The sequence below is a fragment of the Serratia sp. CY33802 genome, assembly GCF_052169095.1.
In the GTDB taxonomy this organism is placed as follows: Bacteria; Pseudomonadota; Gammaproteobacteria; order Enterobacterales; family Enterobacteriaceae; genus Serratia; species Serratia bockelmannii.
Window position 1 is genome coordinate 1,059,226 of record NZ_JBJNLL010000002.1, and the last position, 19,216, is coordinate 1,078,441.

General features: G+C 61.5%; 19 protein-coding genes. 4 read left to right on the forward strand and 15 right to left on the reverse strand.

Features of this window, described 5'->3' with window-relative positions; all coding sequences use genetic code 11:
* Positions 1-10: 10 nt before the first annotated feature.
* The 3 genes from sdhA to sdhC are packed head-to-tail and all read right to left on the reverse strand — an operon-like array spanning position 11 to position 2,508.
* Positions 11-1,777: a succinate dehydrogenase flavoprotein subunit gene (gene sdhA / locus ACJ8HA_RS11670; protein ID WP_015376974.1), complete on the reverse strand. Its 1,767-nt coding sequence runs from the start codon at positions 1,775-1,777 to the stop codon at positions 11-13.
* Positions 1,778-2,125 carry a succinate dehydrogenase membrane anchor subunit gene (sdhD, locus tag ACJ8HA_RS11675; RefSeq protein ID WP_004939891.1) on the reverse strand — a complete coding sequence of 116 codons (348 nt, stop codon included), beginning with the start codon at positions 2,123-2,125 and terminating at the stop codon, positions 1,778-1,780.
* Positions 2,119-2,508, reverse strand: coding sequence for a succinate dehydrogenase cytochrome b556 subunit (gene sdhC / locus ACJ8HA_RS11680; protein ID WP_004939893.1), 390 nt, complete (start codon positions 2,506-2,508; stop codon positions 2,119-2,121). The genes sdhD and sdhC overlap by 7 nt, the downstream gene beginning before the upstream one ends.
* 729 nt (positions 2,509-3,237) lie before the next feature.
* Between sdhC and ACJ8HA_RS11685 the strand changes: the two genes are divergently transcribed.
* Entirely contained in the window at positions 3,238-4,530 is a 1,293-nt protein-coding gene (locus ACJ8HA_RS11685) for a citrate synthase (RefSeq protein WP_016928730.1), read from the forward strand.
* Positions 4,531-4,587: 57 nt separating this feature from the next.
* Here the strand turns inward: ACJ8HA_RS11685 and nei are convergent, their stop codons facing one another.
* The 12 genes from nei to ACJ8HA_RS11745 all read right to left on the reverse strand — a co-directional run bounded on the left by nei (position 4,588) and on the right by ACJ8HA_RS11745 (position 14,888).
* The gene (gene nei / locus ACJ8HA_RS11690) at positions 4,588-5,379 is read right to left on the reverse strand and encodes an endonuclease VIII (RefSeq protein ID WP_099816697.1); all 792 of its coding nucleotides are present in this window, start codon (positions 5,377-5,379) and stop codon (positions 4,588-4,590) included.
* Positions 5,380-5,433: 54 nt separating this feature from the next.
* Positions 5,434-6,078 carry a pyroglutamyl-peptidase I gene (gene pcp, locus ACJ8HA_RS11695; protein ID WP_016928732.1) on the reverse strand — a complete coding sequence of 215 codons (645 nt, stop codon included), beginning with the start codon at positions 6,076-6,078 and terminating at the stop codon, positions 5,434-5,436.
* An 8-nt stretch (positions 6,079-6,086) separates the two neighbouring features.
* Positions 6,087-7,106: a DUF979 domain-containing protein gene (locus ACJ8HA_RS11700; RefSeq protein WP_049205782.1), complete on the reverse strand. Its 1,020-nt coding sequence runs from the start codon at positions 7,104-7,106 to the stop codon at positions 6,087-6,089.
* Positions 7,103-7,834 carry a DUF969 domain-containing protein gene (locus ACJ8HA_RS11705; protein ID WP_016928734.1) on the reverse strand — a complete coding sequence of 244 codons (732 nt, stop codon included), beginning with the start codon at positions 7,832-7,834 and terminating at the stop codon, positions 7,103-7,105. Before ACJ8HA_RS11705 ends, ACJ8HA_RS11700 begins: the two co-directional genes overlap by 4 nt.
* 62 nt (positions 7,835-7,896) lie before the next feature.
* On the reverse strand, positions 7,897-8,637 hold the full coding sequence (gene pxpA, locus ACJ8HA_RS11710; RefSeq protein WP_043136590.1) for a 5-oxoprolinase subunit PxpA: 741 nt from the start codon (positions 8,635-8,637) through the stop codon (positions 7,897-7,899).
* Positions 8,627-9,559, reverse strand: a complete 933-nt coding sequence (gene pxpC / locus ACJ8HA_RS11715) for a 5-oxoprolinase subunit PxpC (protein WP_025301875.1) — start codon at positions 9,557-9,559, stop codon at positions 8,627-8,629. Before pxpC ends, pxpA begins: the two co-directional genes overlap by 11 nt.
* On the reverse strand, positions 9,553-10,209 hold the full coding sequence (gene pxpB / locus ACJ8HA_RS11720; RefSeq protein ID WP_025301874.1) for a 5-oxoprolinase subunit PxpB: 657 nt from the start codon (positions 10,207-10,209) through the stop codon (positions 9,553-9,555). The genes pxpC and pxpB overlap by 7 nt, the downstream gene beginning before the upstream one ends.
* 159 nt (positions 10,210-10,368) lie before the next feature.
* Entirely contained in the window at positions 10,369-11,112 is a 744-nt protein-coding gene (locus ACJ8HA_RS11725; RefSeq protein WP_025301873.1) for a type 2 GTP cyclohydrolase I, read from the reverse strand.
* A gap of 18 nt (positions 11,113-11,130) precedes the next feature.
* Positions 11,131-12,111 (reverse strand): MBL fold metallo-hydrolase, encoded by a 981-nt coding sequence (locus ACJ8HA_RS11730; RefSeq protein WP_043136583.1) that lies wholly within the window; start codon positions 12,109-12,111, stop codon positions 11,131-11,133.
* Between the two features lie 22 nt (positions 12,112-12,133).
* Positions 12,134-13,564 carry a deoxyribodipyrimidine photo-lyase gene (gene phrB / locus ACJ8HA_RS11735; RefSeq protein WP_099816696.1) on the reverse strand — a complete coding sequence of 477 codons (1,431 nt, stop codon included), beginning with the start codon at positions 13,562-13,564 and terminating at the stop codon, positions 12,134-12,136.
* Positions 13,565-13,579: 15 nt separating this feature from the next.
* Entirely contained in the window at positions 13,580-14,536 is a 957-nt protein-coding gene (locus tag ACJ8HA_RS11740; protein ID WP_049208639.1) for a YbgA family protein, read from the reverse strand.
* Between the two features lie 142 nt (positions 14,537-14,678).
* Complete coding sequence (locus tag ACJ8HA_RS11745) at positions 14,679-14,888, reverse strand: YbfA family protein (protein WP_004939916.1); 210 nt, start codon at positions 14,886-14,888, stop codon at positions 14,679-14,681.
* Between the two features lie 441 nt (positions 14,889-15,329).
* On the opposite strand from ACJ8HA_RS11745, the gene ACJ8HA_RS11750 reads away from it, so the two are divergent.
* The 3 genes from ACJ8HA_RS11750 to kdpB are packed head-to-tail and all read left to right on the forward strand — an operon-like array spanning position 15,330 to position 19,203.
* Positions 15,330-15,419: a K(+)-transporting ATPase subunit F gene (locus ACJ8HA_RS11750; RefSeq protein WP_016928742.1), complete on the forward strand. Its 90-nt coding sequence runs from the start codon at positions 15,330-15,332 to the stop codon at positions 15,417-15,419.
* Complete coding sequence (kdpA, locus tag ACJ8HA_RS11755) at positions 15,419-17,107, forward strand: potassium-transporting ATPase subunit KdpA (RefSeq protein WP_313259685.1); 1,689 nt, start codon at positions 15,419-15,421, stop codon at positions 17,105-17,107. The genes ACJ8HA_RS11750 and kdpA overlap by 1 nt, the downstream gene beginning before the upstream one ends.
* Before the next feature lie 26 nt (positions 17,108-17,133).
* Positions 17,134-19,203, forward strand: coding sequence for a potassium-transporting ATPase subunit KdpB (kdpB, locus tag ACJ8HA_RS11760; protein ID WP_167324900.1), 2,070 nt, complete (start codon positions 17,134-17,136; stop codon positions 19,201-19,203).
* Positions 19,204-19,216 lie beyond the last annotated feature (13 nt).

Genomic DNA, 19,216 nt, shown 5'->3' on the forward strand with positions numbered 1-19,216 from the left:
ATCTCCGCAATTAGTAAGAACGCACTTTCGGCGGGAATGCCGGGCGCAGCTTCGGTTGCATGTTCACTTCACGACGCGTCATGCTTTCCGATTGCGGCAGATACAGCGAATGGCACAGCCAGTTGGCGTCATCGCGTTCCGGGTAGTCGAAGCGGCTGTGCGCGCCACGGCTCTCGGTACGGAAGTTGGCCGACACGGCGGTGGAATACGCGGTCTCCATCAGGTTATCCAACTCCAGGCACTCGATGCGCTGGGTGTTGAACTCGCTGGAGGTATCGTCCAGGCGTGCGTTCTTCAGACGTTCACGGATCACTTTCAGTTCTTCCAGGCCCTTGGCCATCGCATCGCCTTCACGGAATACCGAGAAGTTGTGCTGCATGCAAGACTGCAGCGCTTTGCGAATTTCGACCGGGTCTTCACCGGAACGGGTGTTGTTCCAACGGTTCAGACGGTCCAACGAGGCTTCCACGTCGGAGTCGCTGGCGTCACGGCTCACGCCCTGCTCTTCCAGCGATTCCTGCAGGTGCATGCCGGCGGAACGGCCGAACACCACCAGGTCGAGCAGCGAGTTGCCGCCCAGGCGGTTGGCGCCGTGCACCGATACGCAGGCGATTTCGCCCACGGCGAACAGCCCCGGGATCACCACGTCTTCACCCTTCTCGTTCACGGTCAGCGCCTGGCCGGTCACCTTGGTCGGAATGCCGCCCATCATATAGTGACAGGTTGGGATAACCGGGATCGGCTCTTTCACCGGATCGACGTGCGCGAAGGTGCGGGACAGCTCCAGAATGCCCGGCAGACGGGATTCCAGTACCTCTTTGCCCAGGTGATCCAGCTTCAGCTTGGCGTGCGGGCCCCAAGGACCGTCGCAACCGCGGCCTTCGCGGATTTCGATCATGATCGAACGGGCAACCACGTCGCGGCCCGCCAGATCTTTGGCATTCGGCGCATAACGCTCCATGAAGCGCTCGCCGTGTTTGTTCAGCAGGTAACCGCCTTCGCCGCGGCAGCCTTCAGTCACCAGTACGCCCGCGCCAGCGATGCCGGTCGGGTGGAACTGCCACATTTCCATGTCCTGCACCGGCACGCCAGCGCGCAGCGCCATGCCGACACCGTCGCCGGTGTTGATGTGGGCATTGGTGGTGGACTGATAAATACGGCCTGCGCCGCCGGTCGCCAGCACGGTGGCCTTGGCTTTGAAGTAAACCACTTCACCGGTTTCGATGCAGATAGCCGTGGTGCCGACCACCGCGCCATCCTGGTTTTTCACCAGATCGAGCGCATACCACTCGGAGAAGATGGTGGTGTGGTTTTTCAGGTTCTGTTGGTACAGGGTGTGCAACAGCGCGTGACCGGTACGGTCGGCTGCAGCTGCGGTACGCGCCGCCTGCTCGCCGCCGAAGTTCAGCGACTGACCGCCGAACGGGCGCTGATAAATGCGGCCGTCGTCCAGACGAGAGAACGGCAGGCCCATGTGTTCCAGTTCCAGAATTGCTTCCGGGCCGGTTTTACACATATATTCGATGGCGTCCTGGTCACCGATATAGTCGGACCCTTTCACCGTGTCGTACATATGCCATTCCCAGTTGTCCTCGTGGCTGTTGCCCAGCGCGACGGTAATGCCGCCCTGTGCAGACACGGTATGGGAACGGGTCGGGAAAACTTTGGACAGCAGGGCACAGGTCGAGCCCGCTTGGGAAATTTGCAGCGCGGCACGCATGCCCGCACCGCCGGCGCCGATTACGACGGCATCAAACTCTCTGACTGGCAGTTTCATTTAAGCACCCCACACTACGATTGTTCCGTACAGTAAATAGACCAGCAACGCGACCACGACAGCCAGCTGCAACACCAGGCGAACCGCCAGCGGCTTGACGTAGTCCGTCAGCACCTGCCACAGCCCGATCCAGGCGTGCACCAGAATCGACAGCAAGGTCAGCAGAGTGAACACTTTCGTAATGGAAGTGGCGAAGAAACCGCGCCAAATGTCATAAGTGAGTTCCGGAGCCGTGACGAAAAAGCCCAGGATATACAGGACGTACAGGGTGATGATGATCGCGGAAGCACGCAGCAGCAGCCAATCGTGCACGCCGTTGCGCCCTAATGCAGAAACGTTGTTTACCATACGAGGACTCCAGCCAGAACTGACAGCACGACGGTCAGACCGATCGCCACCTGGGCGGAACGGGTACCGGCGGCCAAACTCTCTTCGATGTAGCCAAAATCCATTAACAAGTGACGGATGCCACCGCAAATGTGATAGGCCAGCGCCGTGAGGATGCCCCAGAATATGAATTTGACGATGAAGCTATTCATGATGGCGGCCGCCTGCAGGAACCCCTCTTGGGAAGAGAGTGACAGGCCCAGCAGCCAGAGGAGGATACCCACGGCAACGAAGGTAATTACGCCAGAGACTCGGTGTAAGATAGACGCTATCGCAGTTACGGGGAACCGGATCGTTTGCAGATCCAAGTTGACAGGTCGTTGTTTTTTCACGTATTTGCCCACACAGCTCTTATTATTTTCCTTCCTCCGGGCCTGGGCGGGGATCAGACAGCGTTAAGAGCCTAAAACCCTTACACGTCACGCGCTCAAACATCAACATCCTCTGTGCTCAAACGGCGCGCATTTATAACGCTGGGTGCTCCTACTTCAGGGTAATCCGGAGACCTGGCGGCAGTATAGGAGGATCACATTCTGATTACAATTCTCATACAACCGCTTTGATAACATTTCCCCCGAACAGTGATTCAGATCACGGATTTCACAATTAGTGCAAAATTAATTATCTGATTTGACAAGAGATCAACATTTCCATTACATATAGGGGCACAAACGGTCCTATGATGCGCTATGGGTCAGCAGATACACTTCCTCCCGGGTTCGAGTTATGCAACAGTGTATTTGGCGAACCTATCCCAATAGACGTTGTTTCCCGCTCGAGTTTGCCGGCGTCAAAAGCAAATAAAGCACATAAAAACAGATTATTGGGATAGGTTCACATCTCTTCGAACAGCTCATAGGTAAGATTAACAGACTATAACGAATTACTCTGAATCGTTAACAACTGGTCACCCGTCTCGTTCGCCTGGTCAGCACTCTGTACCCTACCCGCGCACAGTTGCGCAGTCGCTCACAGAGTTAGCGTCCGCACCATTTTTTGCGGGCAACCTGCAGAGATTTAAGGTATTTCAGTTGTTAGTGGTTTTTTAAAATAAGGCGCTAAGGAGACAGTAAATGACTGATAAGAAAGCGACGCTAACCATTAACGACAGCGAAGCTCCGATCGAACTGGGCGTATTGACACCGACACTGGGCCCTGATGTCCTCGATGTCCGCGCTCTGGGTTCCAAAGGTTATTTCACATTTGATCCCGGCTTTACCTCCACCGCTTCTTGCGAATCCAAGATTACCTTCATCGACGGCGACAAAGGCGTGCTGCTGCACCGCGGCTTCCCTATCGAGCAGCTGGCGAAAGAATCTTCCTACCTGGAAGTGTGCTACATCCTGCTGTACGGCGAGACCCCAACGCCGGAAGAGTTCGAAACCTTCAAGACGACCGTAACCCGTCACACCATGATCCACGACCAGATCACCCATCTGTTCCGTGGCTTCCGTCGCGACTCGCACCCGATGGCGGTGCTGTGCGGCGTGACCGGTGCGCTGGCGGCGTTCTACCACGATGCGCTGGACGTCAACAACGAACGTCACCGCGAAATCACCGCGTTCCGTCTGCTGTCCAAAATGCCGACCGTGGCCGCGATGTGCTACAAATACTCCCTGGGCCAGCCGTTCGTTTACCCGCGCAACGATCTGTCCTATGCCGGCAACTTCCTGCACATGATGTTCGCCACCCCGTGCGAAGAGTACGTGGTGAACCCGGTGCTGGAACGCGCCATGGACCGCATCCTGATCCTGCACGCCGACCATGAGCAGAACGCCTCTACCTCGACCGTGCGCACCGCCGGCTCTTCCGGCGCCAACCCGTTCGCCTGCATCGCGGCCGGTATCGCCTCCCTGTGGGGGCCGGCACACGGCGGCGCCAACGAAGCGGCGCTGAAAATGCTGGAAGAGATCAAGACCGTCGAGCACATTCCAGAGTTCATCAAGCGCGCCAAGGACAAGAACGACTCCTTCCGCCTGATGGGCTTCGGCCACCGCGTGTACAAGAACTACGATCCGCGCGCCACCGTGATGCGCGAAACCTGTCACGAAGTGCTGAAAGAGCTGAACAAGAAGGACGACAACCTGCTGCAGGTCGCGATGGAGCTGGAACACATCGCGCTGAACGACCCGTACTTCATCGAGAAGAAACTGTACCCGAACGTCGACTTCTACTCAGGCATCATCCTGAAGGCGATGGGCATTCCTTCTTCCATGTTCACCGTGATCTTCGCCATCGCACGCACCATCGGCTGGATCGCCCACTGGAACGAAATGCACGACGAAGGCATCAAAATTGCCCGTCCGCGTCAGCTGTACACCGGCTATGCCGAGCGTGATTTCAAATCCCAGCTGAAAAACAAGTAAGCCGCTTTCCTGGCTGAAACCGCACAGCGCCGCCCCTTCGGGCGGCGTTTTTTTTGGTTATTTCTGGCAACCCGGGCACCAATAAAACGGCCGCGATGACAGCTCGGTGCGCACAATCATCGCGCCGCAGCGTTCGCAAGGCTCACCGCTGCGATGAAATACCTTGAAGCGAAACAGCGCGCCGTGATGCCGGTTGTCATCCGCCTGCCCGCGCGTCTGGTAGGAAAGGCGCGGCACTGCCAGCAACGCCTCCGCCAGACGGCGCAGCGCCTCTGGCGTCAGATCCTGCGGTTTATGCTGCGGCGCCAGTTCGGCCTGCCACAGGATTTCGGCACGCAGATAATTGCCCAATCCGGCAAGAAACGCCTGGTCGAGCAGCATGCCGCCCAGCTGCCTGCGACGGAAACGCGGCGTCAGCAACCGCTCCGCCACCTCGTCTACCGTCAGCGACATGTCCAACACGTCAGGGCCGATGCGTTGCAAAAACGGGTGTTGTTCTATTTCCTCGCGCGGCCCGACGGTAATGTCGGAAGCGCTGTAGAGCAATATCGCGCTGCGGGCGGTTTCCAGCCGCACCCGCAGATCGCGTTTGGTCTCCGGCGTCTCTCCTGCCGCCGCCACTTTCCACACGCCATACAGTTGGTTATGGCTGTACATCGTCAGCCCATTGGAGAAATGGGTCAGCAGCGCCTTGCCGCGCGGCTCGATGGCGACGATACGCTCGCCGATCAGACGCTGGCGATAGTGTTTCAACTGAGGAAAAGCGAAATCGACGGCGGTCAACGGCTGATCGATCACCGCCGCCGTCAGTTTGTCCGCCGCCCGGCGAATCTCCGGTCCTTCCGGCATAGACCACTCCTTGCGTAGACCCGGCGCAGCCCGATGCGCCGGGGATTCTCTTGATTAATGCGTCGCGCCGCCCACCACTTTCAGATCGTGTTCCACCTGCAAAGCAATGGAAACGGCCAGCTCCAGCGCAAACAGCACCGTCGAAGCCGCCATGCTCGGCGCACCGGGGTGGGCCGCCGCCTGTTCCGGCAGGTACGGAATATGGATAAAGCCGCCCTTCACCTCACGCTGGCCGCTCAAACGGTGCAGCAGCCCATACATCACATGGTTGCACACGTAGGTGCCGGCAGTCTGCGAAACGGCGGCCGGAATGCCGGCCTCGCGCATCGAACTGACCATCGCCTTGATCGGCAAGGTGCTGAAATAGGCCGCCGGGCCGCCGGCGACGATCGGCTCGTCCACCGGCTGCTGCCCCTGATTGTCGGGAATGCGCGCATCGTCGACGTTGATCGCCACCCGTTCAATCGTGATATCGGTGCGGCCGCCGGCCTGGCCGATAGCCAGCACCATCACCGGCTGCACCTCATCGATCGCCGCATTGAGCGCCTCCAGCGCCGCGCCGAACACGCACGGCAGCTGGCGCGCCACGATGCGCGTGCCGACCAGCTCCATATCATTGAGCTGCTTCACCACTTCCCAGGAGGGGTTAAGGCGTTCTCCGCCAAACGGCTCAAAGCCGGTAATCAATACTTTTTGCATCCTTACTCCTACAGGAACATCAGGAAATACAGCAGGAACACGTTAACCAACAGCAACAGCACGCCGGTCGGCACCTGCGCCTTGATCACCGCATTCTTGTCCGGCAACTCCAGCAGCGCCGCCGGCACGATGTTGAAGTTCGCCGCCATCGGCGTCATCAGGGTGCCGCAATAGCCGGAGAACATACCGATCGCCGCCATCACCGCCGGGTTGCCGCCATGCTGCAATACCAGGATCGGAATGCCTATGCCGGCGGTAACGATCGGGAAAGCGGCGAAGGCGTTGCCCATCACCATGGTCAGCACCGCCATACCGATAGCGTAGACCGCCACGGCGATAAAGCGGTTATCGACCGCCAGATACTCCTGGGTCAGATGCGAGATCGCAGTGCCGACGCCGGCGACGGTAAACAGCAGCCCCAGCGTGGCGAGGATCTGCGGCAGAATGAATGCCCAGCCGATCGAATCCAGCAGGCGCCGCGCTTCCTGTATTGGCTGCAGGGCCTTCTCATGGGTCATTTTCACGGCGATCGCCAGACCGATCAGGCAGCCGACGGTCATCGAGAACAGGGTGATCAGCGTCGCGTGGTTACCGCTGCCGAATACCGCGCTCTGCAACGCCGGCACGTTGTTGAACAGCAGCACGCCGATCACCGTCACCACCGGGATCGCCAGCGCGGGGATAAACAGCTTGTTGCCCAGGCGCTTAGCGCTGGCCTCGCGTTCCTGCGGCGTCCGCTGGTGATAGCTGCCGAGGCGCACGCCGCCGAAGCCGGCAATCAGGGCCATCACCACCACCACCGCGCCAACGATGATGTGCAGCATGCGTTTTTCGTTGCTGCCCTCGCCCAGTACGTCGCCCAGCAGGCGGTAAGTCCAGTCGCCGACCAGGAATACCAGGCCGTACAGCCCCCAAAACAGCCCGGTGGTGATGCGGCGCGGGTTGGCGCGATCGCGGAAGGACATCACCGCCACAATCAGCAGCACCGCGCCGGCCAGCCAGTAGAGATATTGTTGCTGGAAGTTCATCGCGCCTCCCCCTTCGCCTGCAGCGCCGCCTGATTCAGCTGCGCCAGCTCGGCGCTCAGCTGCTTATCCATCCGATACAGCCGGAACGCGTGGATCAGGAAAGCGAAAATGGCGGTCGGAATGCCCCACAGCGCGATATGCAGCGGCTCGGTCTGAATGCCGCCGGACTCCAGCATAAAGTTATGCATGAAGATGATCGCGCCGAAGGCCACGAAGATATCCTCACCGAAGAACAGCCCGACGTTGTCGGTCGCGGCCGACATGGCGCGCAGGCGGTGGCGCGTACGCTCCGGCAGTTCGCCATAGCGGTTTTCCGTTGCCCCTTCCGCCATCGGCGCCAGCAGCGGCCGCACCATTTGCGGGTGCCCGCCCAGGCTGGTCAGCCCCATCGCCGCGGTGATCTCGCGCACGAACAGGTACACGATCAGCAAACGGCCGGCGGTGGCGCTTTTGATCTTGGCGATCCACGCCTGCGCCCGCTCTTTCAGCCCGTGGCGCTCCAGCAGGCCGATCACCGCCAGCGGCAGCAGCAGGATCAGCGGCAGGTTGCGGGTGTTGAGAAAGCCCTCGCCGAGCTTTTCCAGAATGACGTCCAGCGGCATCAGCGCCGCCAAACCGGTGATGATACCGGCGGCGATCACCACCAGCACCGGGTTGAAACGCAATACAAACCCGACCACGATGGCGGCGATGCCGATCAGTGGCCAGAGATTCACAGCCTGTTCCATAGTCTTCCCTCGATATTTTCTAATAGTTTTTTGCTTGTGATGTTGTGTCTTGCTTTACGGCTTTATTGCTCCGCGCTGACGCGAATACCCTGTTGAACAAAACTGTCCCGCAGCTTGCGCGCATACGCCAGCGCATGCTCGCCGTCCCCGTGCAGGCAGACAGTTTCCGCCTGAACGGCGGCCCAGACGCCATCCACGCTGCGCACCCGGTGATGGCGCACCATCTCCAGCGTTTGCGCCAGCGCCTGTTCGTCATCCTCGATCAATGCCCCCGGCAAACCGCGCGGCACCAGCGTGCCGTCGGCCTGATAACCGCGATCGGCGAACACCTCCTGCCGGGTGGTCAGACCGAGCCGTTGCCCGGCGCGGATCAGCTCGCTGCCGGCCAGCCCCACCAGCCGCAGCGCCGGATCGACCGCCTGCACCGCCCGGGCGATCGCTTCCGCCAGCGCCGGTTCAACCGCCGCCTGGTTATACAGCATGCCATGCGGCTTAACATGTACCATCACTCCCCCCTCAGCGCGGGCGATCGCCGCCAGCGCTCCGAGCTGATACACCACCTGCGCGTACACCGTTTCCGGCGGCAGCTGCATGCGGGTGCGGCCGAAGTTCTCCCGATCGGGAAAACTCGGATGGGCGCCGATCGCCACGCCGTACTGCAATGCCCAGCGCACCGATTGACGCATGGTCTGCGCATCGCCGGCGTGGAAGCCGCAGGCGATGTTGGCCGAGCTCACCAATTGCAACAGCGCCTGATCGTTGGCGCAGCCTTCGCCGAGATCGGCGTTCAAATCAACGATCATGTAACCCCCAGGCAATCTGTCGAAGGAAGAGATCCTGCTCGGCTTTGGCGCGCTGCGCCTCCGTCAGTGAGCAGAGAACGAAGTGGATCGGTTCGCCGAGACGGATCTGCGCCAAGTGGTAGAGATCGGCTTCGATCACGCAGGCGATACGCGGGTAACCGCCGGTGGTTTGCGCATCGGCCATCAGCACGATCGGCTGGCCGTTATGCGGCACCTGCACCACGCCGGGCATCAGGCCATGCGACAGCATCTCGCGGTCGGTGGTGCGCTCCAGCGGCGTACCGCCGTGCAGGCGGTAGCCCATGCGGTTGCTCTGCGGACTGAGCTGCCAGGCGGTGCGCCAAAACGTATCCTGCGCCTCTTCGCTGAATTCGGCGTACTCCGGCCCCGGCAGCGCGCGGATGCGGTTGGTGAACAGCAGCTGTTTCACGCCGCAGCGATGTTGCGGTTGAGCGGCTGATTTGCCCAGCGGCAGCCGATCGCCGTCCTTCAGGTTACGGCCTTCGTGGCCGCCAAAGGCGGCTTTCATGTCGGTGCTGCACGAGCCCAGCATTTCCGGCACGGCGATACCGCCCGAGATCGCCAGGTAGCTGCGCATGCCGCGTTTCGGCGTGCCCAGCGCCAGCCGCTGCCCCTTTTTCACCGGGTAGCGCCAGCCGGTCCACAGCGGCTTGCCGTCCAGCTGCGCGTCGCAGCCGGCGCCGGTCAGGGCAATCCAGCCAGAGCGGGTAAACTCGGCGCTGAACTGGCCGAGCGTGATCTCCAGCCCGGCGGCCTCCGGCGCGTTGCCCACCAGCAGGTTGGCGATCTTCAGCGCCGGTTGATCCAACGCCCCGCCGGTGCTGATGCCCAGGCGGCGGAATCCCTCGCGGCCCAAATCCTGCACCGTGGTATAGATGCCGGCACGCAGAATAATCAGCATACGCCCTCCTTCTGCGGCACGAAGCGCACGCTATCGCCCGGGCGCAGCAGCGTCGGCGGCATTTCATGCGGATTGAACAACGCCAGCGGCGTGCGGCCAATCAGTTGCCAGCCGCCGGGTGTCACCAGCGGATAGATGCCGGTCTGGCCGCCGCCGATGCCGACGGAGCCGGCCGCCACCGCCAGACGCGGTTCGGCGCGGCGCGGCGTCGCCAATTTTTCCGGCATGCCGCCCAAATAGGAGAAGCCCGGCTGAAAACCGAGGAAATAGACCACATAGGCCGCCGCCGCGTGGCATTCCACCACCTGCCGCGGGGTCATGCCGGTATGGCGCGCCACGTCATCCAGATCGGGGCCTTGCTCCCCGCCGTAGACCACCGGAATATCCACCTGGCGCGACTCCGGCGTCAGGCGCTCTTTGCTTTCCCAGCCCTGCTGCAGCAACGCAAGCATCGCTTCGGCGTCGGCCTGCGGCGTATGCAGCAACAGCGTCAGGTTGTTCATCCCCGGCACCACTTCCCGCACGTCGGGGTGGTGATTCAGCTTTTCCGCCAGCGCCCAGATGCGCTGCTGGCTCGGTAACGTCACCGGCGGCGACAGTTCAAGCACTACCGCTCTTTCACCCAACAGGTAATAACGTGCTTGTTGCACCCTTATTCTCCTTATTATTATCGCGATGAAAAACACACCAGTTATGCGTGACGCGGCCCCGGCTGTCAATAGAACGCAACCATAAGGAAAATAAGGAAATAGCGCGGTAAAAGGATTCAGCCGGCACACAGGCCGGGCTGGATCCGGGGAAGAAAAAAATCAGGCGGGATTCGGGATATCGATAAAGGTCACATCAAAGCCGTGGTGCTGGGCCAGCCAGTCCCCCAACGCTTTCACGCCACCGCGCTCGGTCGCATGGTGACCGGCGGCGAAGAAATGCACGCCCATTTCGCGCGCGCTATGAATGGTCTGCTCAGACACTTCACCGCTGATGAACGCATCGACGCCGAAGCGCGCCGCGCTGTCGATAAAGCCCTGGCCACCGCCGGTGCACCAGGCCACCCGGCGAATGTGCTCAGGCGCGTTATCGCCGCAGTGCAGCACCGCGCGCCCCAGCCGGCTTTCGATACGCTGCTGCAGCGCCTCGCCGGTCAGCGGCTGTTCAAATTCGCCGTGTGGCACCAGCGGCTCGACGTCGCCAATCACCCGAATGCCCAGCGCCTGCGCCAGCTGCGCGTTGTTACCCAGCACCGGATGCGCGTCCAGCGGCAGGTGGTAGCCGTACAGGTTAATATCGTGAGTCAACAGCGTTTTCAGACGATTGCGCTTCATGCCGCGCACCGCCGGCGCCTCATTTTTCCAGAAATAGCCGTGGTGCACGATAATCGCGTCGGCCTGATGCGCCACCGCGGCATCCAGCAGCGCCTGACAGGCGGTGACGCCGGTCACGATGCGCTGCACGTGCGGGCGGCCTTCTACCTGCAATCCGTTAGGGGCGTAGTCCTGAAACGCCGCGGCGTTCAGTTCCGTATTGATCAGTTGTTCCAGATCGAGGTTACGCATTCTCTTCTCTCTTCATAGTCAAAATGTCTGCCGGTCGCCCTGCGCCATCAGGATGAATTTCACGCCCAGATCGTTGCCCTGCGCCAGCTGCTGCGCAATGGCGGCGCGCGTGTCTTCGCCCTGCTTCAGGCTGGGCTTGATGTGGCTGATCACCACCGGCAGACCGTTCAGCGAACCTTCACCGCCGCTGTACTGCGTCAGGTTCTTCAACTCCTTCAGCAGCCAGGCCGGCGTCAAATGGCCGTACAGATGTTTATCCTCCATCCCATTGGGGTACGAGGTTTCGATAATCATGCCTTTGAGCTTTTTCTGCTCGACAAGCGGCCCCAGCGTGCGCCAGACGGTATCGAGATCGCGTGATTGCTCCACCTTATCCGGCCCGGTATCGCCGAAGTAGGCGAAGAACTCGCTGCCGTTGGAAATCAGCAGCATCGACGACGGGTAGCGATCGTGGCTAAGCGGGTACATCACGCCGGTCAACCCGGTCAGGCCGAGGGTAAAGCGCTGCTGCGGCCGCACCGTTTGCAGCCGGTAAGTGCCCAGCCGCGAACCGTTGCCGGCGTCGGTAAAGTTCGGCCAGGCCTTCCAGTTGAAGTAGTGATTACGCAGGGTCAGCACGGTGTCCGCCTGGGCGTAAACGGTTTTTTTATTGTCCTCGGGCGAGCCGACGATCAGCCCCGCCACGTGGTCCAGATGGCCATGGCTGATAAAGTAACTGCCGATCAACTGCCGGAACACATAGCCCTGTGGCGTGTAAGGCGCGGCCAGCTCTGACGTCACCTGCGGGAAGCTGCCCTTCTCCAGCCCTTTGGCGATGCCCGGCAGCAGTGAACCGGCGTCCAGCGCCACATACTGCGGCTGATTATCGCTGCGGATCAGATAAGAGGTCAGGTTGCCGTCGCTAACGCCGCCGTCGACGCCCAGCGCCACCACGTCAAAGCCGGCTATCGCCAGCGCCGAATAGCCGCTCAGGCACAGGGCCAGCACCTTTTTCATCATTGCGTCGCTCCTTGCAGTTGCCTCAAGACTCTCCCCGTTTCGCCGCCTCGAACGCCGCCAACGTCTCCATGCGGGCTTGTTTGTGATCGACGATCGGCAGCGGGTAGTTCAGCGTGCATCGCTGCTTTTCCGCCCAGCGATGGGGATGATGGATGTCATTGTCGGGCACATCCGCCAGTTCCGGCAACCATTTACGGATAAAAGTGCCTTGTGGATCAAAACGTTCACCCTGGGTGGTCGGGTTGAAGATGCGGAAATACGGCGCGGCGTCGGTGCCGGTGGAGGCCGCCCACTGCCAGCCGCCGTTGTTGGCCGCCAGATCCCCGTCCAGCAGTTGCGACATGAAATAGCGCTCCCCGGCGCGCCAGTCGATCAGCAGATCTTTCACCAGAAAACTGGCGCTGATCATGCGCAGCCGGTTGTGCATCCAGCCGGTGGCATTCAGTTGGCGCATGGCGGCATCGACGATCGGATAACCGGTTTCGCCCCGCTGCCAGGCCTGCAGCTTCGCCGCGTCATCGCACCAGCGCACCTTGTCCGTCCAGGCGATAAATGGCCGATAGCGGCACAACGCGGGATAAGCCACCAGCAGATGACGGTAGAACTCGCGCCAAATCAGCTCGTTCAGCCAGGCGAAAGCGCCGCTCTCGCGATCTTCCAGCAGCTGCGGGCATTCGGCGCGCAGGCGGTTGAAGCACTGGCGCGGCGACAGCGCACCGATCGCCAGATAGGGCGACAGGCTGCTGGTGCCGGCGATGGCGGGCAGATCGCGCTGCCGAAGGTAATCCTGCACCTGCTCACGACAAAAGGCGCGCAGCCGCTGCAGCGCGGCCTCCTCGCCGGCGGGATAGTCATCCCCAATTTCCGCCGCGGGATAATCGAACGCCGCCGGCGCCTCAGGCGCAGGCAACGCGCCATCGGCACGGATCTTCGGCGCCGGCAGGCAGCTCACGTCGGACTCGGTCAGGCGCTGAATAAAGGCGTTGCGAAACGGCGTATAAACCTTGTACATCTCGCCGCCGCCGGTGAGCACGCTGCCCGGCGGCAACAGCAGGCTGTCATCAAAACCGTGGCACGTTACCCGGTCGCTCAATCGCTGTTCCAACTGCTCATCGCGGCGCCGTTCATTCAGTTCATACTGGCGGTTGTAAAACAGCGCATCTACCTGCTCTCGCTCGCAATAGTCCGCCAGCCAGTCGATCGACGCGGCAAAGTCCGCACAGGCATGGCAATGCAGCGCAATGCCCTTTTGCGCCAGCGCCTGTTGCACCGCCTGCAGGCTGGCGTGGATCAGCGCCGCCTGCCGCGGCGCCATCTCATGTTGCCGCCACTGCTCCGGTGTGGCGATAAACACCGCCAGCACCCGGGCTTTCGGATCGCTGCAGGCGGCGTGCAGGGCTTTGTTGTCGGTGATACGCAGATCGTTACGCAACCAGACCAGATGCGTGGTCATAAAACTCCTTGTCAATCAATGGCCGTAACGCAAACGCAGCGCCTCCGGGTAAGGTTCGAAATAGCGTTGTTCCGCCAGATAGCGATCGGGGTATTCCGCCATGTAATGCTTGAGCAGCGCGATCGGCGCCAGCAGCGGCTGCATGCCCTGCCGGTAGCGATCGATCAGGTGCGCCAGCTCCTGGCGCTGCGCCGCGCTAAGCTGACGACGGAAGTAGCCCTGCACGTGCATTAACACGTTGGTGTGGTTGCGCCGCGTCGCTTTGTGCGCCAACAGCGCCATCAGGCGGCTGCGGTATTCCACGGCGAAGGCCTCCAGCGAGTCCCAACAGTGAATATCGGCGACGAAGCGCCCCAGCTCGCGGTACGCCGGCTGCGAATGCGCCAGCAGCGACAGCTTGTAGCGGCTGTGAAACGCGATCAGCCCGCCGCGGGTCAGCCCCTGACGCCACAGCATGTTCAACTCATACAGCGCGTACACTCGCTCGATAAAGTTTTCCCGCAGCGCCGCATCCTGCAATCGTCCATCTTCTTCCACCGGCAGCCACGGCATCTGACGCAGCAGCTCGGCGGTAAACAGCCCAACGCCGTTTTTACGCGAGTCCTTGCCGTTCTCGCTGTAGACCCGCACCCGTTCCAGGCCGCAGCTCGGCGACTTGGCGCAGACGATATAGCCGCACAGGTGCTGCAACGCGGCCACGCGCTGCGCGGAGAAACTGCGCATCTCCTCGGTCAGATCCACGCCGGCGTCGTTGCTGTAGCGCATCGCCGGCCACGGCTGCGCCTGTTTCACCAGGCGCAGCGCCGGGCGCGGCGTGGGCAGGCCGATCGCCATTTCCGGGCAAACGGGCTCAAAGCGCACATAGGGCGCCAACTGTTCCACCGCAAAAGCCAGCCGCTTGTGGCCACCGTCGAAACGCACCGCGTCGCCCAGTAAACAGGCGCTGATGCCGATAGGGATCTTGTCGCTCATACCGCTCTCCCATGTTGTTGACCGATGAGGAAAGTGTAGAAGAATGGCTTGCCAAATACGACCTTGCGCTTGATAGGGGTGGCCAGAGGCATAAAAAAACCCCCGCCACAGGGCGAGGGTTTTTTCGTGAATCGGCAGCGACTCAGTAGAAATCGCAGGACGCCAGTTCCGCCTGCTGCAGCCAGACCGGCTTATCGCTGGTTTTTGACCAGACGCGGTGCAGGTAGCTGTAAAAACGCCCGCGATCGCTGCGGAACAGCATCACCGGCAGGGCCAAAATGCCCGCGATAACCACTGCGCTGCGGCGCAGGAGAATCCGATGCAGTGAATAAGCGTGATAGGTCGTAGACATGCGAACCTCCTTAAAAACGCCTGCCGTTGATTTGTCAGGGAAAACGGCGTGGGCGTATCAAATGAACAATCGGTAATTTGGTAACTGAGCAAAATTTTAGCGCACTTGATGAAAGTTTACTACTCATCCGACCACTAAATCGCACAAAAAATCGCTAATCACCGCAGCGATTCGTAATTTTGTTACAGTCAGGTTAATTTTTAACTTATCATGGGTTACATTGTGGTTATTATCCGGTTCCTGCTTCCACGCCTCTGCCCTTGCTTATTCACTCATCAGGCGCAATCTCGCCGCCAACCTGCTGCTTGAAATGCTCAATTTCCGCTGAAATTTCAGCCATTTTTATACTTTTTTTACACCCGCCCGCGCGATTTTTTCATCTTCTTTCTACCCCGCTCCCTACACTGCCTCTATCAAAAACAACACCTCTGGAGGTGTCCCGTGAGTTTCAGCGTTATTGGTGGTGCGCTGTTGGTCCTGCTGCTGTTGGCCTATCTGGTCTACGCCCTGTTTAACGCGGAGGATTTCTGATGGCGGCTTCAGCCTTTTTACTGATCGCCAGTTTCCTGCTGGTGCTTCTGCTGCTGGCCCGGCCGCTGGGCGGCTTTATGGCGCGCCTGATCGAAGGTGAGCCGCTGCCTACGCTGCGCGGGGTGGAAGCCGGCGTCTGGCGCGCCTGCGGCATCCGCGCCACCGAGATGAACTGGTGGCAGTACGCGCTGGCGATCCTGGCGTTCAACCTGCTCGGCCTGGCGTTGCTGTTCGCCCTGCTGATGACGCAGGGCTCGCTGCCGCTCAACCCGCAAGGCTTCCCGGGCCTCTCCTGGGATCTGGCGCTCAACACCGCCGTCAGCTTCGTCACCAACACCAACTGGCAGGCCTACAGCGGTGAAAGCGCTCTCAGCTATTTCAGCCAGATGGCCGGGCTGGCGGTGCAGAACTTCGTCTCCGCCTCCACCGGCATCGCCGTGGCCTTTGCGCTGATCCGCGCCTTTACCCGCCGCGCCGGCAAGACCGTCGGCAACGCCTGGGCCGATCTGTTCCGCATCACGCTGTATGTGCTGCTGCCGATCGCGCTGCTGATCGCCCTGTTCTTCGTCAGCCAGGGCACGCTGCAAAACTTCCTGCCTTACCTGCACGTCACCACGCTCGAAGGTGCGCAGCAGACGCTGCCGATGGGGCCAGTGGCCTCGCAGGAAGCGATCAAGATGCTCGGCACCAACGGCGGCGGCTTCTTCGGCGCCAACTCGGCGCACCCGTTCGAGAACCCAACCGTGCTGACCAACTTCGTGCAGATGCTGGCCATCTTCCTGATCCCCTGCGCGCTGTGCTTCTCCTTCGGCCAGTTGGCCGGTGAAAACCGTCAGGGCCACGCGCTGATCTGGGCGATGGCGCTGATCTTCGTGGTGGCGGTGGTGGTGGTGATGGTCGCCGAGCTGGCGGGCAACCCGCACCTGAGCGCGCTGGGCGCCGACAGCAACATCAATATGGAAGGCAAAGAGTCGCGCTTTGGCATTCTCGCCACCAGCCTGTTCTCGGTGGTGACCACCGCCGCGTCCTGCGGGGCGGTCAACGCCATGCACGACTCCTTCACCGCGCTGGGCGGCATGGTACCGATGTGGCTGATGCAGATCGGTGAAGTGGTGTTCGGCGGCGTAGGCTCCGGCCTGTACGGCATGCTGCTGTTCGTACTGCTGACGGTATTTATCGCCGGCCTGATGATCGGCCGCACCCCGGAATATCTGGGCAAGAAAATCGACGTTTACGACATGAAGATGACCGCGCTGGCGATCCTGGTCACGCCGACGCTGGTGTTGCTGGGCAGCGCGCTGGCCATCGGCACCGACGCGGGCCGCGCCGGCATCCTCAACCCGGGCGCTCACGGCTTCAGCGAAGTGCTGTACGCCCTGTCCTCCGCCGCCAACAACAACGGCAGCGCCTTCGCCGGGTTGAGCGTCAATACGCCGTTTTACAACCTGCTGCTGGCCTTCGCCATGTTCGTCGGCCGCTTCGGGGTGATCCTGCCGGTGCTGGCGATCGCCGGTTCGCTGAGCGCCAAACAACGCCAGCCGGCGGGCAACGGCACCCTGCCGACCTATGGGCCGCTGTTTATCGGTCTGCTGATCGGCACCGTATTGCTGGTGGGTGCACTGACCTTCGTGCCGGCGCTGGCGCTAGGCCCGGTGGCCGAGCATTTGCAGCTTTGGTTGGCAAACTAACCGACGTCACAGAGAGAGAATAAGAGATGACTCGCAAACAACGCGCGCTGTTTGAACCGGCCCTGGTGCGCACCGCGCTGATCGATGCGGTGAAAAAACTGGACCCTCGCGTTCAATGGCGCAACCCGGTGATGTTCGTGGTGTATATCGGCAGCATTCTGACCACCGCCATCTGGCTGGCGATCCTCGCCGGCCAAACCGACGGTGCCGCCGCCTTTACCGGCAGCGTCGCCCTGTGGTTGTGGTTCACCGTGCTGTTCGCCAACTTCGCCGAGGCGCTGGCCGAAGGCCGCAGCAAGGCCCAGGCGGAAAGCCTGAAAGGCACCAAGAAAACCAGCTGGGCGAAAAAGCTGGCCGGCCCGCGCCGCGACGGCGCCACGGAGAAAGTGGCCGCCGAAAGCCTGCGCAAAGGCGATATCGTACTGGTGGAAGCCGGCGATACCGTCCCGTGCGACGGCGAAGTGCTGGAAGGCGGCGCCTCGGTAGATGAAAGCGCCATCACCGGCGAATCCGCCCCGGTGATCCGCGAATCCGGCGGGGACTTCTCCTCGGTCACCGGCGGCACCCGCGTGCTGTCCGACTGGCTGGTGGTACAGTGCAGCGTCAACCCGGGGGAAACCTTCCTCGATCGCATGATCGCCATGGTGGAAGGCGCCAAGCGCCGCAAAACGCCGAACGAGATCGCGCTGACCATCCTGCTGGTGGCGCTGACCATCGTGTTCGTCCTGGCCACCGCCACCCTGTTCCCGTTCTCGCAATACAGCGTGGAAGCAGCCGGCAGCGGCAGCGTAGTCACCATCACCGTGCTGGTCGCCTTGCTGGTTTGCCTGATCCCCACCACCATCGGTGGCCTGCTGTCCGCCATCGGCGTGGCCGGGATGAGCCGCATGCTCGGCGCCAACGTGATCGCCACCAGCGGCCGCGCGGTGGAAGCCGCCGGCGACGTGGACGTGCTTCTGCTGGATAAAACCGGCACCATCACGCTGGGCAACCGCCAGGCTTCAGAGTTCCTGCCGGCGCCGGGCGTGAAAGAGCAAGAGCTGGCGGACGCCGCGCAGCTGGCCTCGCTGGCGGACGAAACGCCGGAAGGCCGCAGCATCGTGGTGTTGGCCAAACAGCGCTTCAACCTGCGCGAACGCGATCTGCAGGCGCTGAACGCCACCTTCGTGCCCTTCTCCGCCCAGACCCGCATGAGCGGCGTCAACGTGCAGGAGCGCATGATCCGTAAAGGCGCAGTGGATGCCATTCGCCGTCACGTCGAAACCAATCAGGGGCACTTCCCGCGGGCGGTGGACGATCTGGTGGAAAGCGTGGCGCGCACCGGCGGCACGCCGCTGGTGGTGGCGGAAGGCGCCCGAGTGCTGGGCGTGGTGGCGCTGAAGGATATCGTCAAGGGCGGCATCAAGGAACGCTTCAATGAGCTGCGCAAGATGGGCATCAAAACGGTGATGATCACCGGCGATAACCCGCTGACCGCGGCGGCGATCGCCGCCGAAGCCGGAGTGGACGACTTCCTGTCGGAAGCCACGCCGGAAGCCAAGCTGGCGCTGATCCGCCAGTATCAGGCGGAAGGCCGTCTGGTGGCGATGACCGGCGACGGCACCAACGACGCCCCGGCGCTGGCGCAGGCCGATGTGGCGGTGGCGATGAACTCCGGCACCCAGGCCGCCAAAGAGGCGGGTAACATGGTCGATTTGGATTCCAACCCGACCAAGCTGATCGAAGTGGTACACATCGGCAAACAGATGCTGATGACGCGCGGCTCGCTGACCACCTTCAGCATCGCCAACGACGTGGCCAAATACTTCGCCATTATTCCGGCGGCGTTCGCGGCCACCTATCCGCAGCTGAACGCGCTGAACGTGATGCACCTGCACTCCCCTGCCTCCGCCATCATGTCGGCGGTGATCTTCAACGCCCTGGTGATCGTGTTCCTGATCCCGCTGGCGTTGAAAGGGGTGAGTTACAAACCGATGAGCGCCGCGGCCTTGCTGCGCCGCAACCTGTGGCTGTACGGGATCGGCGGTCTGCTGGTGCCGTTCGTCGGCATCAAACTGATCGACCTGATCCTGGTCGCGCTGCACGTCGCCGGTTAACCATTGAGGGAAA